Source organism: Streptomyces sp. NPDC107654, from assembly GCF_055639035.1.
Genome location: NZ_JBVKBI010000021.1, coordinates 95125 through 110476, shown reverse-complemented (window position 1 = coordinate 110476; position 15352 = coordinate 95125). Strand labels below are relative to the sequence as shown.

The following is a 15352-nucleotide window of genomic DNA, read 5'->3' as shown; positions in this document are numbered from 1 at the left end:
CCGGAAAATTCGTTACCATATACCCACTAGGGGTATGTATCCGGCGGGGTGTCCCCAGTGCCCCCGGTGTCCCCAGCCCGTCCCGATACGGAGGCCCGCGATGACGACGACGACCGAGACCGGCGCCACGCACGGCTACCACAAGCAGAAGGACGAGCACCTCAAGCGGCTGCGCCGGATCGAGGGGCAGATCCGCGGCCTGCAGCGGATGGTGGAGGAGGACACGTACTGCATCGACATACTCACGCAGGTCTCCGCCTCCACCAAGGCCCTGCAGTCCTTCGCGCTGCAGCTGCTGGAGGAGCACCTGCGGCACTGCGTCGCGGACGCGGCCGTCAAGGGCGGCGACGAGATCGACGCGAAGGTGGAGGAGGCCACGAAGGCGATCGGCCGGCTGCTGCGCAGCTGAGCCGCCCGGCCGGTGTCAGGCCTGATTCCGCTCCTCCGCCACGCGCAGCACCTCGTCGATGCTCTCCAGGCTGAGCCGGTCCTCGGCCGCCGAGGCCGCGATGATCAGCTCGCCGCACAGTTCGATCTCGGCGAGGGCCACGTGGTCCTGTACCGCCGTGCCGCCGACCGCAGCCACCCGCCTCACCTCTTCCCTGCCGTCACCGCTCCCTAGAGTAGGCAGGGCTCCACACACCGCGCATGGCACGGACGGGCTACTTACGGGGTGGCGTCCCGGACTAGTGACTGGCCGGATTCAGGCCCCGTCGTCCCCGTCGTCCCCGGGGCCCCCGTCGCTTTCGTCGCCGTGTTCGGCGATGCGGCCCGCGTAGATGTCCGCCGGGGCCGGCAGCGGTACGTCGACGGGGATGCCGAACTCGTACAGCAGCAGGGTCGAGGCGACCGCGACGGTGGCCTTCTGGCGGCCGTTGACGAAGCGGAACCGCTGCCGCAGCTTGCGGAGGCGGCCCTGGTCGTCGAGGTAGGCGTCGAACGGCACCGAGGCCGTGGCGAAGCCCTTCGCCGCGGCGGCCAGGGCCTCCCGGTCGCCCGGGGAGGCGAAACGGGCCGCGCGGCTCAGGTCGGCGGTGCCGCGGTAGTGCCGCACGGGCGTGCCGGCGAGCACGGTCCGGCCGGCGAAGACCGCCTCCCGCGTGCCGCGCAGCACCTCCGCCGCCGTGTACGGGTCGGTCGCGCCGCCGGTGACCAGATTGCCGTCGGACAGCGTCGAGGTCTCCACCCGCACCCACTTGTCGGCGGGCACGCCCGCGCCCCGGTTCTTCATGTACAGGGCGCCGGGGGCGAGGAGTTCGGTGATCGGCCGGTGTGCGGAGGTGCCCGTGGGGTCCTCGGGGAGCATCACGGTGAGCCGGCCGAGGCGGCGCCGGTAGTCGTAGACCCCCTTGCCGCGGATGGTGACCCGGGTGCCGCCGGCGGCCATCTCCATCGAGGTGCCGGCCTTGGAGGTGCCGGCGTCGCGCAGCGCGTCGGCGGCCCGGTGCAGGGCGGCGACGGGGTCGCCCGCGCCCTTGACGTCCTCGGCGGCGGCACCGCTGCCCGCACAGCCCGTGGCCCCGGTCCCGAGGCCGATGAGGATGCCCACCGCGGCGACCGTCCTGCCCACGCGCCTGTGCTGCCGCCGATCCATCGCCTGCCTACCCCCAGCCGGTGTGTCCGTCACGGGCCCCGTGTCCGGTTAACGACGGGTAGGGGGCGCCGTCACGCGCCACCGGTGCGCCGGGGACCCGGACCGGGCCCGTGACCGTGGCTGGGTAACGTTGTCGGCGTGGCAGTCACCGCGGTACCGGAGGACGGGCCGGAGCGTGCCCGGTCCGGGCAGGAACACCTGACGACGACGACCGAACAGGGCCGCTTCTGCGTGGCCCGCTGCACCTGCGGCTGGCGCGGCCCCGCCCGCCGCGCCCGCAGCCAGGCCCGTGCGGACGCCGAGGGACACGGGGGAGGCGGGTAGCCGTCCCGTGCCCCGGCGGGCGGCTACCGGGGGTCGTGCCCCGGCGGGCGGCCACCGGTCTCCAGGGTCCGCAGGAGCGCGTCCACCAGGTCGCCGTCGCGGGACTGGGTGAGCCGGGACCGGGCCGCGGCCGGGGAGAGCCACAGGACGCGGTCCACCTCGGAGTTCGGCGTGAAGTGGCCGGAAACCGCCTGGGCCGCCCAGTACCGCACCCGCTTCGGGCGGCCGCCCGTCGAGTAGTGCACGGCCGGCAGCTCGGCGCCGGGCTCGGCCGCGTACCCGGTCTCCTCCGCGACCTCGCGCAGGGCACCGGCGAGCGGGTCCTCACCCCCTTCGAGCTTGCCCTTGGGGTGGGACCAGTCGTCGTACTTCGGCCGGTGGACCAGGCAGATCTCCAGGCCGCCGGAGACCGGCGAGCGGCGCCACAGCACGCAGCCGGCCGCTTGGACCAGGGTGTCGTCCACCCCGCCTCCTCGTGGGTTCAGGGCGCGTTGACGGTCCGTTTCTGCCAGGCCTGCTGGAAGGCGAACCGGGCCGCCTCGACCTCGTGCCGCTGGTCGGCGTGGAGCACGCCGAGGGCGTACGCCGTCGCCGGGGTGATCCGCGGGGTACGGGCCGCCTGCGCCGCCGCCGCGGCCGCCTCGGAGGCGTCCCGGTGCCGGTTCAGGGCCTGGCCCGCCGCCAGCAGCCGTACGTCCACCGGGGCGTTGCCGCCGTGCAGCACCTCGCGGGCGTACCGGTGCAGGCGCAGCAGCAGGCGGACCTGGTGCCAGGGGCCGTCCTGGGGGTGCGGGGCGGGGTCCGGGGACAGGCCGTGGACCAGGGCCTCGGCGTTGTAGGGGTGGCCGGCGGTGACGAGGGGGAGCGCGGCGACGGAGTCCGTGAGGCGTTCCTCCGCCGCGGCGGCCAGGGGGCGCAGGCCGGCGGTGGGGGCGGTGACGGTGAGGGGGACCTCGCTGGCCAGTAAGGCGACCTTGTCCGCCACGGCGTGGAAGCGGGAGGAGCCGAGGGCCTGGAGGGCGGTGGAGTGGGCCCTGGTCCGGGCGAGGGTGAGCTGGCGCTCCAGCAGGGCACCGGCCTTCGCCGCGCCGACGGTCAGGTTGCCGCGCTCCGCCGCCGTCGCGCCGGCCGGCCCGCCGGGGCTGCCCGCCGCCGCCCTCGCCGGGGCGGGCGCCGCCCCGGCGGCACGACTGCCCGCGGCCACGGCGACGTCCACCGCCTGCGCGGGCAGGACCCCCGCCCCCGACAACCGGTGCAGCGCCAGCAACAGCCGCTCCAGCCGGGCCTCGTACGCGTGCTCCAGGGCCAGCGTGCCGGAGAGCCAGGCCAGTTCCGGGCGCATCTCCTCCGACCAGTCGGGGTCGAGGAGCGAGCGGAACGTGTGCAGGCTGGCGCTGATGCGGCGGGCCGAGCGGCGCAGGAGGCGGGCCGCGTCGACGGACTCCTCCGCGCCGTTCGCCGTACCACCGCCGGTCTCCCGGTGCGCCCGCAGCGCGCGGAGGAACTCCGTGGCCTGGGCGCGCAGGTAGCCCGCGAGGGCGTCACCCGTCGCCACCCCGGCCGTGGAATCCGTCGGGTCAAGGTGTTGCTGTGCCACGCCGGCGCCTCCGGGCGTCTATGAGCATCTCCTGGACGTTGCGCAGGGGTTGGCCGTCCGTGTCGGTCGCCTGCCGCGTCCACTCGCCGTCCGGGCCGAGGTGCCAGGAGGCGGTGGTGTCGGACATGCCGGTGTCGAGCAGCCGGTTGAGGGCCGCGCGGTGGCCGGGGTCGACGACCCGGACCAGGGCCTCTATCCGGCGGTCGAGGTTGCGGTGCATCATGTCGGCGCTGCCGATCCACACCTCCGGTTCGCCGCCGTTGCCGAAGGCGAAGACCCGGGAGTGTTCGAGGAAGCGGCCGAGGATCGAGCGGACCCGTATGTTCTCCGACAGGCCCGTGACGCCCGGGCGGACGGCGCAGATGCCCCGCACCCAGATGTCGACCGGCACGCCCGCCTGGGAGGCCCGGTAGAGGGCGTCGATGACCGCCTCGTCCACCATCGAGTTGACCTTGATGCGGACGAAGGCCGGACGGCCCGCACGGTGGTGCTGGACCTCCTTGTCGATCCGCGCGACCAGGCCGTCCCGCAGGGACTTGGGGGCCACCAGCAGACGGCGGTAGGTCTCCCGGCGGGAGTAGCCGGAGAGCCGGTTGAAGAGGTCCGAGAGGTCCGCGCCGACCTGCGGGTCGGCCGTCAGCAGGCCGAGGTCCTCGTAGAGGCGGGCCGTCTTCGGGTGGTAGTTGCCGGTGCCGACGTGGCTGTAGCGGCGCAGGGTCTCGCCCTCCTGGCGCACCACCAGGGACAGCTTGCAGTGCGTCTTCAGGCCGACCAGGCCGTACACGACATGGCAGCCCGCCTCCTCCAGCTTGCGCGCCCACTTGATGTTGGCGTGCTCGTCGAAGCGGGCCTTGATCTCGACCAGGACGAGGACCTGCTTGCCGGACTCGGCGGCGTCGATGAGCGCGTCGACTATCGGGGAGTCGCCGGAGGTGCGGTACAGGGTCTGCTTGATCGCGAGGACGTCGGGGTCGGCCGCCGCCTGCTCCAGGAAGGCCTGGACCGAGGTGGAGAAGGAGTCGTACGGGTGGTGCAGGAGCACGTCCCGGGCGCGCAGGGCCGCGAAGATGTCGGGCGGGGACGCCGACTCGACCTCGGCGAGGTCGCGGTGGGTGCCGGCGACGAACTTCGGGTACTTCAGCTCCGGCCGGTCGAGGCTGTGGATGCGGAAGAGGCCGGTGAGGTCCAGGGGGCCGGGCAGCGGGTAGACCTCGGCCTCGGAGATCTTCAGCTCGCGGACCAGCAGGTCCAGCACCTCGCGGTCGATGGACTCCTCGACCTCCAGGCGCACCGGCGGCCCGAAGCGGCGCCGCATGAGCTCCTTCTCCAGGGCCTGCAGGAGGTTCTCGGCGTCGTCCTCCTCGACCTCCAGGTCCTCGTTGCGGGTGATCCGGAAGGCGTGGTGCTCCAGGATCTCCATGCCCGGGAACAGCTCTTCCAGGTGGTTGGGGGCGGCGATGACGTCCTCGATGGGAACGTAGCGGCCCGGGGAGGCCTCCAGGAAGCGGGACAGCAGCGGCGGCACCTTCACGCGCGCGAAGTGCTTGTGCCCGCTGACCGGGTTGCGCACGACCACGGCCAGGTTCAGGGAGAGGCCGGAGATGTACGGGAAGGGGTGCGCGGGGTCGACGGCCAGCGGCGTGAGGACCGGGAAGATCTGGTGCCGGAACAGCGTGAAGAGGCGGGCCTGTTCCTTGTCGGTCAGCTCCGACCAGCGGACCAGGTGGATGCCCTCGTCCGCGAGCGCGGGGGCGACGTCCTCGTGGTAGCAGGCGGCGTGCCGGGCCATCAGCTCGCGGGAGCGGGCCCAGATCATCTCCAGCACCTCGCGCGGCTGGAGGCCGGAGGCGGACCTCGTCGCCACCCCGGTGGCGATGCGGCGCTTCAGGCCGGCCACCCGGACCATGAAGAACTCGTCCAGGTTGCTCGCGAAGATGGCGAGGAAGTTCGCGCGTTCCAGCAGCGGCGTGTCGGGGTTCTCGGCCAGCTCCAGGACCCGCTCGTTGAAGGCCAGCCAGCTGCGCTCCCGGTCGAGGAAGCGGCCCTGGGGCAGCGGCGTGCCGTCGGCCTGGGCCTCCTCGTACGCGTCGAGACCCGCGTCGAGATCGGGTTCCAGGTCGGAGACCACGGCGGCCACGGCGTGCTGACGGTGCGCGGCGATGGAGCCCACGGAGGGCTGGGGGTGCTGTACCTCTGCCTGGGTGTCTCGCTGACTCATGAACCCATTCTTCCGCGCCACGGGCGACACGGGCGCGTCGGAACGTGCGGGCGGGAGCGTCACGGCCCCGTTCCCCACGGGCCCCTCGGGGGGCGGCGAAGGCTCTGGCACGGCGGGCTTCATTGGCCGAGCGTCGCAAGCCTTGCTGAATCAACGGTTACGGCGACATGACGTGTGGGATAGCGGGGAGCGGCTCGAAGGGTTCCCGGATGCGAAAACGCCGGTCCGGTACGTCCCTCCCTCGTGGAGGGACGTACCGGACCGGCGTGGATCCGGACCGTCAGGCGGTCCGGCGGCGCAGCACGGCGTACGCGGCGGCACCGGCGGCCGCGGCGACGGCGAGGACCAAGCCGGTGGCGGCGAGGTGCGGGGCCCGGAACCCGGTCAGCGGGCCGCGCCCCGGACGCCACAGCTCGCGCAGGTACAGCCGCAGCACGAACGTGGTGGCGCCGGCGGCGGCGAGCGCCGGGAGGGTGCGGCGCAGGGCCAGGCCGGCGAGGGCACCGAGGGTCAGCGCGCACAGCACCAGGGCGGGCAGCAGCGGGCCGCGCGGCACGAAGACGCGGTCCCACGTCCAGTCGGTGACCAGGACGTCCTGGTCCGCGGACCACACCCCGCCGTAGACCAGGGCGAGCAGCGCGGCCCCGGCCGGCAGGGGCAGGGCGGCCGTGGCCAGCTTGGCCGTCAGCCGGCGGACCGGGGTGACGGCCTGGGTCCGGGCGAGCCGCGCGGTGCCGGACTCCAGCTCGCGGCCGACCAGCGCGGCCCCGGCCCAGGCGGCCACCGCGCAGGGGGCGTAGGAGAGGGCCTCGCCGAGGAGGTTCATGACGTTGTTCGTGTCGGTGAAGGCGGTGTAGGTGCACCAGTGACCGGGGTGCGCGCAGGCCCGGTCCCGGGGGGCGGCCGTGTAGGGGACCCAGAGCAGTCCGCCGGCGGCGAGCAGGACGAACGCGGTCCAGACGAGCAGGGCCGGCCGGTGCAGCCGGAGCAGGGTGCGGCGGGTGGCGGGGCGGGCGGGGGCGAGCGCGGTCATACGGCGGCTCCCGCGCCGGTTCCGGTACCGGTTCCCGCACCGGTTCCCCCGCCGAGGGCGGTCGTCCGGCCGGCCCGGGTGCCGGTGGTCCGGCGCCGTACCAGCCAGAGCGCGAGCCCGGCGAGCAGGGCGGCGAGGGCGAGCAGGGCGCCGGTCGTGGCGAGCTGCAGCGGCCAGTAGTGGGAGTAGGGGTGGTAGTCGGTGTAGAAGCCGGCGGCGCCGCGCCGGTCGTTGAGGGCCCGGCAGCCGGGGCTGATGTCGACGGTGCAGGTGGAGGCGGGCCGGTGGGCGCCGGACGAGGTGACGATGCCCTCCTCGACCTTGATGCCCGAGTACGACGGGGACGCCCGGCGTCCGCTGACGCTGGTGGCGGCCGGCCACAGGTGCGGCAGGGTCAGGTGGACGGCGATCCACAGCGGGGCCACGGCGAGCGCGGAGGCGCACAGCGCGAGCAGCGAGCGTCCCAGCAGCAGCCCGATGAGCGCGCCGAGGACGAGACCGGTTAGTGCGAGCCCGGCGACGATCGGGCCGCCCGAGTAGAAGGTGGGCACGTCGTCCCAGGGCTTGACGGAGTCGATCCGGTGGTACCCCGCCGACCAGACCACATGGTGCAGCAACGCGAGCACACCGGTGCCCGTGGTGACGAGGAGGGCCGGCACGGTGAGCCGCGTGGCCAGCCAGCGCACCGGCGACACCGTCTGCGTCCAGGACAGCCGTGCCGTGCCGCTCTCCAGCTCGCGGCCGGTCAGGGCGGCGCCGGCCCAGGCGGCGGCCAGGAACGGGACCGCCAGGACGGCGAAGGTCGTGTACTGGTGGAGGTCCTTGTAGCGCAGGATCGCGTCCTGGTCGTACCGGCACGGGGTGAGGCGCCAGCAGCGGGTGTGGTACTGGTGCCAGCCGGTGGCCGCGGCGTCGGTGAGCGGGCCCCACAGCCACAGCAGCGTGGCGGCCACGCCGACCACGAGGACGGTCCAGGCGTACAGCGCGGGGCGGTGCAGGCGCAGCAGCCAGCGGATCTGGCGCGGGGCGGTCGCCACCCGGGCCGGGGCGCTCGGGGTGGCGGTCACGCGGCGTGCTCCTCGGTCTCGGCCGGGGTCAGGGCGGGCGCCCCGGGGTTGCGCAGATGGGCGAGGACGAGTTCCTCCAGGGAGGGCGCGGCGGTGCGCCAGTCGCCCGGGAGCGGACCGGCCGGGCGGATCAGCGCGCTCACCTGGCGGCCGGTGACCCGGGACTCGACCACGGTGTGCCCGCCGAGGCCGGCGGACTCCGCGGCGCCGGAGACCCGCAGATGGGCGGCGAGCAGGTCGTCGATCTCGCCGGCCAGCCGGATCCGGCCGTCGCCGACCAGCAGCAGGTGGTCGCAGGAGTCCTCCAGCTCGGCGACGACGTGGGAGGACATCACGATGGTGGTGCCGTACTGGGCGGCCTGCGCCATCAGCGTGCCCATCAGCTCGTGCCGGGCCAGCGGGTCGAGGTCGGCCATCGGCTCGTCCAGGAGCAGCAGTTCCGGCCGCTTGCCGAGGGCGAGGGCGAGCGCGACGCGGCTGCGCTGACCACCGGAGAGGGAGCGGACCCGGGCCCTGGGATCCAGGCCGCCGCCCCTGACGACCCGCTCGGCGCCGGCCGCGTCCCAGTGCCCGGGATTGAGGTCGGCGCCCATGCGGAGCGTCTCGGCGACGGTGAGCTGCGGGTACAGCGGCTTGTCCTGGGCGACGTAGCCGACCCGGGGGCGGGCGGCGGCCGGCGTGGTGCCGAGCACGCTCACGCCGCCCTCGGTGGGCGCGGTGAGCCCGGCGGCCAGGGCGAGCAGGGTGGACTTGCCGGCGCCGTTGGGGCCGACGACCGCGCACACGCGCCCGGCGGGCAGCCGGAACGAGCAGTCCCGCAGGGCCCAGCGCGCGCGGAGGCCGAACCGTTTCCCCAGAGCCTCGGCCCTCAACGCCGTGTCGCTGCTCATGTCGGGTCTCCCTGGAAGTGCGTGTCGAGTACGGCGGTGAAGAGTGCGGCCACGTCGTCCCGCTCCAGCCCGGCGGCGCGGGCGCGGTCCGCCCACCGCTCCAGCTCCGTGCGCAGCGGGGAGTCCGCGGGGGCGGTGCCCAGGGACCGCCGGACGAAGGTGCCGAGCCCGCGCCGCGCCTCCACCAGGCCCTCGCGCTCCAGTTCGCGGTACGCCTTCAGGACGGTGTTGGGGTTGATGGCGGTGGCCTCCACGACCTCGCGTGCGGTGGGCAGCCGGTCGCCCGGCTCCAGCAGGCCCATGCGGAGGGCGTGCTTCGTCTGCTGGACGATCTGCACGTAGGTGGCCACGCCGCTGTGCCGGTCGATGCGGTACTCGACCATCCGGTGCACCACCCTTTCACTAATTGAGTAGTGAAAGGGTGGTGCAAAAGAGGGGCGGTCGTCAAGGCGACCGCCCCTCGTGCCCCGGACCCGGGGAGATGTCAGGTTTCGGCGCGGTACATCAGGTCCGTCTCGTGCACCGTGAACCCCAGCCGCTCGTACACCGACACCGCCGCCTTGTTGTCGGCGTCGACGTAGAGCATCGCGGTCGGCAGCTGCTGGGCGGCCAGGTGGCGCAGCCCGATCGTGGTGAGGGCCTTGCCGAGGCCGCCGCCCTGCTCGCCGGGCCGCACCCCCAGGACGTACACCTCGCCGAGCCCCTCCTCGGCGTGCACCTTGGTCCAGTGGAAGCCGACCAGCTCCCCGCGCCGCTCGGCGAGGAAGAACCCGGCCGGGTCGAACCAGGGCTCGGCCTTGCGGTCGTCCAGGTCGCGCTGGGTCAGCGAACCCTGCTCGGGGTGGTGGGCGAAGGCTGCGGCGTTCACCGCGAGCCAGGCCGCGTCGTCCTTGCCGGGCACGAAGGCGCGCACGGTCACACCCTCCGGCAGCACCGGATCGGGCAGCTCCAGGTCGGTCAACGACCGTCGCATCTGGCGCAGTTCGCGGAACAGGGTCAGGCCGAGCACCTGGGCCAGGTGCCGGGCGGCGGGGTGGCCGCCGTGCGCCCACACCCGCAGCCGCTTGCCGGAGGCGGCGAGCAGGGCCGCACCCAGCGCCCGCCCGTGCCCGTGCCCGCGGTGCGCGGGGTGCACGACCAGCTCGGCGGCCGGCGCCTCCACCGGATCGGTGTCCTCCAGCTGGGCGTAGCCGACGAGTTCGCCGTCGACGCACAGCAGCAGGTGCGAGACGCCCTCGCGGCTGTCCCCGCGCAGTTGCAGCCGGCCCTGCTCGGACACCGGCTGCTGCCCGTCGACCCGGGCGGCCTCGCCGAGCAGGCGCAGCACGGCCTCGGCCCGGTCCGGGGTGAGCGCGGAGAAGGTCTCGATGGAGCGGGCGGGAAAGCCCCGTACGGTGTCGTCGCTGCTCATGCGTACGAGAGTACGGGGCCACCGGGGCGAAGTCCCGGCACACCGGCCGCAAAAGGACCCGCAAAGGGAAACCAGGATGTAACCCCGAACCCCCTGTCGCGCTACGCGCGTTGACCCTAGGCTGCGCCGAGCCACCACAGCCGACCCACAGGGGGGTCCCATGCCAGCCGCGCCCCGGCGCACCGGACGCCGTACGTACGCCCTTCTCGCAGGCGCAGCCACCCTCGCCACGGCGGCGGCGCTGACCGCCGCCCTCCCGGCGGACGCGCACGAGAGCCACCACCGGCCGGGCCGCTACCAGGACGTCCAGCTGCTGTCCTTCAACGACCTGCACGGCAACCTGGAGCCCCCGTCCGGCTCCTCCGGCAGGGTCACCGAACTCCAGCCGGACGGCACGACGAAGACGATCGACGCGGGCGGTGTCGAGTACCTCGCGACCCACCTCCGCCAGGCCCGCGAGGGACACCCGTACTCGGTCACCGCGGCCGCCGGCGACCTGGTCGGCGCCTCCCCGCTGCTGTCGGGCCTGTTCCACGACGAGCCCACCGTCGAGGCGCTGAACAAGCTGGACCTGGACGTCACCTCGGTCGGCAACCACGAGTTCGACGAGGGCGCCCGGGAACTGGGCCGCCTGCAGAACGGCGGCTGCCACCCCACGGACGGCTGCTACGGCGACCAGGAGTTCCAGGGCGCCGACTTCCCGTACCTGGCCGCGAACGTCCAGGACGAGAAGACCGGCAAGCCGCTCCTGAGGCCGTACTGGATCTGGAAGAAGAAGGACGTCAGGATCGGCTTCATCGGGGTCACCCTGGAGGGCACCCCGGGCATCGTCTCCGCCGACGGCGTCAAGGGCCTGTCCTTCAAGGACGAGGCCGAGACCATCAACAAGTACGCCAGGGTCCTCCAGCGCCAGGGCGTGCAGTCGATCGTGGCCCTGATCCACGAGGGCGGCTACCCGGCCTCCGGCTCCTACAACTACGACTGCGACTCCCCGGGCGCGGGCAGCGGCATCTCCGGCCCGATCGTGGACATCGCCAAGAACGTCACCCCGGCGGTGGACGCCCTGGTCACCGGCCACACCCACCAGGCGTACGTCTGCACGATCCCGGACCCGTCCGGCCGTCCCCGCATGGTGACCTCGGCGTCCTCCTTCGGCCGCCTCTACACCGACACCACGCTGACCTACGACCGCCGCACCGGCGACATCGCGCGTACGGCGGTGCGGTCCGCGAACCACGTGGTCACCCGGGACGTCCCCAAGGCGGCGGACATGACCGGCCTGATCTCCCGCTGGAACACCCTGGCCGCCCCCATCGGCAACCGTCCCATCGGCTGGATCTCGGCCGGCGTCGACAACACCGGCACCGAGTCCCCGATGGGCGACCTGATCGCCGACGCGCAGCTCGCCCACGGCCGTGAGCTGGACCCGAGGACCAGCCTGGCCCTGATGAACCCGGGCGGCGTCCGGGCCGGCCTGACCTACGCGGCAACGGGCGCCGAGGGCGACGGCGTGGTCACCTACGCCGAGGGCTTCACCGTGCAGCCGTTCTCCAACACCGTGAACCTCCAGGACTTCACCGGCGCCCAGCTGGTCCAGGTGCTCAAGGAGCAGGTGAGCGGCGTCAACGCGGCGACTCCGAAGATCCTCCAGCCGTCCGCCGGCCTCACCTACACCCTGGACCTCACCAAGTCGGGCGCCGACCGCGTGGTCACCGACTCGATCCGCCTGAACGGCGCCCCGATCGACCCCGCGGCCACCTACCGCGTCGCCACCAACAGCTTCCTCGCGGGCGGCGGCGACGGCTTCCCGACGCTGGGCCAGGGCACGAACGACCTGGTCGGCTCGGACGACCTGAGCGCGCTGCAGAAGTACCTGACGGCGAACTCCTCGGCCGCGCACCCGATCGCCCCGCCGAAGGCGGACCGGATCACGGTCGTGAGCTGAGCCCCGCCGGGGCGGGGCCCGTGCCTCAGTTCTTCTTCCGGCGGTCGAACCAGACGGTCGCCGCCGTCGGGGCCAGCCCCGCCCAGAAGAGGACCTGGGGCACGGTCCGCCCGGTCCACGGCACCTGGGTCAGCAGCAGGGCGCAGAGCATGGCCCAGGCGGCCTGGCCGAGCACGATCCGGGGCCAGCGGCGGCGCCGGACCAGGGAGCGGATGTTGTACCGGACGCCCTTGCGCAGCCGGCGGTAGCGCAGCAGGGCGCCCACCGCCCACAGGGCGGCGAACGGCACGAGCGTCCACAGCCGTTGGCCGACGGGGACGGGCAGCGCGCGCCGGGGCTCGCCGTCGGTGGCGAACAGGTCGAGCATCACCCCGGCGAGCGCCACGCACAGCAGGGCGAGCCAGCGCACCCCGCGCAGCAGCCGGTACGAGGCGTCGTCCAGCCCCTCGCGCAGGGGGGCGGAGTCCGGGGTGACGGCGAGGGCGTCGGCGTAGAGCGTGGCGGCTTCGGCGGCCTTGACGCCCGGGGAGGCGGCGGCCTGCTCGGTCCGCCGGGCCAGGGCCTGGGGGTGGTGGGGATCGAGCCGGAGGATGGCCCGGTCCATCTCGTCGGCGAGGGCCCGGTCGCCCGTCAGGTTGGCTATCGACCAGCGCACCTCGTACGGGTACACCTCCTCGGGCGCCAGCCGGACGGCCTCGCGGGCCAGTTCGTCCGCCTCCCGGCAGAAGGCGTCCATGGCGTCCCGGCTGACCCCGCCGCCGTTCGCCTGTCCGAAGCGGAGGGCGCGGATGGCGGGCAGCCACTGGGCGAGCCGCGCGTAGCCGACCCAGTAGGCGGGGTCGAGGCGGATGACCTCGCGGAGCACGTCCTCCGTGTCCACGACGCGGCCGCAGGCCTGCAGGGCGTGGGCGCGCTGGAGGAGCGCGGGCACGTGCTCGGGGGCGAGTGCCAGCGCCCGCTCGGCGGCCTCCAGCGCCTGGGCCTCCTCGCCCTTCACCGCCCGGTGGCAGCGGGCGAGGCGGACCCAGGCGCCGACGTCCTCGGGGTCCTCGGCCAGCCGCCGGCCGAGCAGTGCCTTCGCCTCGTCGTGACGGCCCAGCTCGAAGAGCGCGTCCGCCCGCTCCAGGGCCGGGTGCAGTCCGGTGCTCACAGCTTCCGCCGCTTCTTCAGATAGGTGATCAGGTCGTCGTACGTCCCGCCCTCGTTGGCGAACATCGCCACGTTGCGGGCGGAGGCGAACCAGGGCTCGGTGGAGGGGGCGACCTCCCCGGCCGCGGCCAGCAGGTCCTTCATGCCGATCAGCCGGACGGTGCCGGTGCGGGCCGAGTCGAGCAGGGCGCGTTCGGCGGCGGCCTCGCAGACGTGCGCCAGGTCGGCCCCTGACAGCCCGTCGGTGACCTTGGCCAGCTTGGCCAGGTCGATGTTCTCGATGGGCCGTTCGCGCAGGTGGTAGCGGAGGATCGCCTCGCGGGCCGGGGCGTCCGGGGGCAGCACGAGCAGGGTGCGGTCCAGCCGTCCGGGCCGGCGCAGGGCGGTGTCCACGTCCCAGGGCACATTGGTCGCGGCCAGCACGAAGACGCCCTCGTTGGCGGCGGAGTCGATGCCGTCCAGCTCGGTCAGCAGCTGGTTGACGGTGGTGCGCATCCCGCTGTGCGCGCTGCGGCTGCGCTTGCCGCCGAGCGCGTCCAGCTCGTCCAGGAAGACCACGCAGGGGGCCTGCCGGCGGGCGGTCTGGAAGATCTCGTGCATGTTGCGTTCGGAGTTGCCGATCCACATGTCGAGCACGTCGTTGACGGACACCGACAGGAAGGAGGCGCCGAGTTCCCCGGCTACGGCCCGCGCGATGAACGTCTTCCCGCAGCCCGGCGGGCCGTACAGCAGCAGTCCGCCGCGCAGGCTCTTGCCGTACAGCCTGCGCAGCTCGGGGTTGCGCAGCGGCGCGAGGAAGGCGGCCTCCAGCCGGTCCTTGACCTCCTGCATCCCGCCGACGTCGGCGAGCCGCACCCCGCCGGGCTTTTCCACGTCCCAGGCGTCGGCGTCCCCGGGGCCGTCCTTCCCGTCGGCCCGCAGCGGTGCCTGGGGTGTGACGAACCGGGGCGGTACGACGTCCCCGACCTGCTGCTCGGCGGCCCGCCAGTCGAACCGGGCACGGTCACCGGCAGCCGGCACCCGCGGGGTCTCCTGCACCGGCGCCTGCGTGGCCTCGTGCACCGGCGCCTGCGGGGGCATCCCCATCGCCCGGGCCATGAGCTGCCGCGCCTGCGCGTCGCCGGGCGCGTGCTGCAGGGCGACGGCCGCCTCGGCGACCGCCGCCTCGTTCTGACCGGCGTTCAGCAGCAGCTCGGCCAGGTGCAGTCGGAGCGGAACGTCGGCAGGGGCGGCCGCAACTGCCGTACGCAGGCTCTGTATCAGGGGGGAGTCTTCCGGCATGACGCCCACCCTACGGAACCGCCCCGGGTCAGGAGGCGGCAGGCGTCCAGTCCCCCAGCCAGTCCGCGACCTCCTGGTTCGCGGCCTGGGCGTCGGTCAGCTGGGGACGGTCGCCGCTCGCCGCGCCCGAGCCCGCGCCGGTGTTCCGGTACTCGGCGAAGCGGTCGTCCTTCCAGGAGAAGCCGCTCATGTCGGTCCAGGGCGCGGCCTTGATCGCGGCGCTCAGCGACGTGTTGCGGACGGTGGTCTGCGGGTCGAGGGTGGCGTCGCCGCCCGCGTGCCAGGGCCGGCCGAGGTGGAAGCTCTGGTCGGAGACGCTGCCGGTCACGGCCGAGTTGGCGATCAGGATGCCCTTGCGGCCGGCCGCGGTGCTGGGGGCCGTGACATAGCCGGCGGAGCTGCCGTCCCAGCGCTTCTTCAGGGTGATGACCGACCGGTCGATGACGGCGGTGGCCCGCCCGAAGACGAAGTCGACGTTGCCGGTGACGTAGGTCGGCCGCCTTGTCGGGGGTGTAGCCGTAGGAGCTCCCGGGGTCCCAGGCGGCGCCCGAGCCCCCGCTCTCGTTGCGGTCGGCGGTGCCGGAGAAGACGTTGCCGCGCTGGACGGGGGTGGCGGTGGCGTCCCTGATCACCGGGTTGTTCAGCCCCTGGAAGACGAGTTCTCCAGCAGCATGTTGGTCCTGCCGCGCGCGTAGTTCCCGTACGAGGACGTGATCGTCGTCCCCGGCTCGTCCTGGAGGTGGTTGTTGTACAGGTGCGCGTGGGCGACGTTGTCCGTGGAGGGGTTGCGCTGCTCGGTCTCGCGGATCCAGTTGTGGTGGATCGTGAGGTCGGCGGTGGCCG

At 73.8% G+C, this 15352-nt stretch carries 15 protein-coding genes and 1 pseudogene; 3 read left to right on the top strand and 13 right to left on the bottom strand.

What is annotated here, in order from left to right; genetic code table 11:
* The first annotated feature begins 100 nt into the window (after positions 1-100).
* On the top strand, positions 101-409 hold the full coding sequence (locus ACZ7N4_RS29950) for a metal-sensitive transcriptional regulator (RefSeq protein WP_471364069.1): 309 nt from the start codon (positions 101-103) through the stop codon (positions 407-409).
* Positions 410-424: 15 nt separating this feature from the next.
* Here the strand turns inward: ACZ7N4_RS29950 and ACZ7N4_RS29945 are convergent, their stop codons facing one another.
* Positions 425-586 carry a hypothetical protein gene (locus ACZ7N4_RS29945; RefSeq protein WP_471364066.1) on the bottom strand — a complete coding sequence of 54 codons (162 nt, stop codon included), beginning with the start codon at positions 584-586 and terminating at the stop codon, positions 425-427.
* Between the two features lie 117 nt (positions 587-703).
* Positions 704-1594 (bottom strand): SCO4651 family lipoprotein, encoded by an 891-nt coding sequence (locus tag ACZ7N4_RS29940; RefSeq protein ID WP_471364060.1) that lies wholly within the window; start codon positions 1592-1594, stop codon positions 704-706.
* A gap of 138 nt (positions 1595-1732) precedes the next feature.
* On the opposite strand from ACZ7N4_RS29940, the gene ACZ7N4_RS29935 reads away from it, so the two are divergent.
* Entirely contained in the window at positions 1733-1918 is a 186-nt protein-coding gene (locus tag ACZ7N4_RS29935; protein WP_471364057.1) for a hypothetical protein, read from the top strand.
* A 23-nt stretch (positions 1919-1941) separates the two neighbouring features.
* On the opposite strand, the gene ACZ7N4_RS29930 is transcribed toward ACZ7N4_RS29935, so the two are convergent.
* The 8 genes from ACZ7N4_RS29930 to mshD all read right to left on the bottom strand — a co-directional run bounded on the left by ACZ7N4_RS29930 (position 1942) and on the right by mshD (position 10134).
* Positions 1942-2382: an NUDIX hydrolase gene (locus ACZ7N4_RS29930; protein WP_471364053.1), complete on the bottom strand. Its 441-nt coding sequence runs from the start codon at positions 2380-2382 to the stop codon at positions 1942-1944.
* Positions 2383-2399: 17 nt separating this feature from the next.
* Complete coding sequence (locus tag ACZ7N4_RS29925; RefSeq protein WP_471364051.1) at positions 2400-3515, bottom strand: CHAD domain-containing protein; 1116 nt, start codon at positions 3513-3515, stop codon at positions 2400-2402.
* Positions 3496-5856, bottom strand: coding sequence for an RNA degradosome polyphosphate kinase (locus ACZ7N4_RS29920; RefSeq protein WP_471364048.1), 2361 nt, complete (start codon positions 5854-5856; stop codon positions 3496-3498). The genes ACZ7N4_RS29925 and ACZ7N4_RS29920 overlap by 20 nt, the downstream gene beginning before the upstream one ends.
* Before the next feature lie 157 nt (positions 5857-6013).
* Positions 6014-6766: a hypothetical protein gene (locus tag ACZ7N4_RS29915; RefSeq protein ID WP_471364045.1), complete on the bottom strand. Its 753-nt coding sequence runs from the start codon at positions 6764-6766 to the stop codon at positions 6014-6016.
* Complete coding sequence (locus ACZ7N4_RS29910) at positions 6763-7833, bottom strand: ABC transporter permease (protein WP_471364042.1); 1071 nt, start codon at positions 7831-7833, stop codon at positions 6763-6765. Before ACZ7N4_RS29910 ends, ACZ7N4_RS29915 begins: the two co-directional genes overlap by 4 nt.
* Positions 7830-8723 carry an ABC transporter ATP-binding protein gene (locus ACZ7N4_RS29905; RefSeq protein ID WP_471364039.1) on the bottom strand — a complete coding sequence of 298 codons (894 nt, stop codon included), beginning with the start codon at positions 8721-8723 and terminating at the stop codon, positions 7830-7832. The genes ACZ7N4_RS29910 and ACZ7N4_RS29905 overlap by 4 nt, the downstream gene beginning before the upstream one ends.
* Positions 8720-9106: a GntR family transcriptional regulator gene (locus ACZ7N4_RS29900; RefSeq protein ID WP_471364036.1), complete on the bottom strand. Its 387-nt coding sequence runs from the start codon at positions 9104-9106 to the stop codon at positions 8720-8722. The genes ACZ7N4_RS29905 and ACZ7N4_RS29900 overlap by 4 nt, the downstream gene beginning before the upstream one ends.
* 101 nt (positions 9107-9207) lie before the next feature.
* A complete protein-coding gene (gene mshD / locus ACZ7N4_RS29895) occupies positions 9208-10134 on the bottom strand; it encodes a mycothiol synthase (RefSeq protein ID WP_471364033.1) in 927 nt (308 codons plus the stop codon).
* Between the two features lie 160 nt (positions 10135-10294).
* Here mshD and ACZ7N4_RS29890 point away from each other — a divergent pair, with 160 nt between their 5' ends.
* Positions 10295-12079 (top strand): bifunctional metallophosphatase/5'-nucleotidase, encoded by a 1785-nt coding sequence (locus ACZ7N4_RS29890; protein WP_471364031.1) that lies wholly within the window; start codon positions 10295-10297, stop codon positions 12077-12079.
* 25 nt (positions 12080-12104) lie between these two features.
* On the opposite strand, the gene ACZ7N4_RS29885 is transcribed toward ACZ7N4_RS29890, so the two are convergent.
* The 3 genes and pseudogenes from ACZ7N4_RS29885 to ACZ7N4_RS29875 form a co-directional block, all read right to left on the bottom strand.
* Entirely contained in the window at positions 12105-13229 is a 1125-nt protein-coding gene (locus ACZ7N4_RS29885; RefSeq protein ID WP_471364028.1) for a tetratricopeptide repeat protein, read from the bottom strand.
* Positions 13226-14509: an ATP-binding protein gene (locus ACZ7N4_RS29880; RefSeq protein ID WP_471364025.1), complete on the bottom strand. Its 1284-nt coding sequence runs from the start codon at positions 14507-14509 to the stop codon at positions 13226-13228. The genes ACZ7N4_RS29885 and ACZ7N4_RS29880 overlap by 4 nt, the downstream gene beginning before the upstream one ends.
* Positions 14510-14537: 28 nt before the next feature.
* Positions 14538-15347: pseudogene (locus tag ACZ7N4_RS29875) on the bottom strand (pectinesterase family protein); the annotation flags it as partial.
* Positions 15348-15352 lie beyond the last annotated feature (5 nt).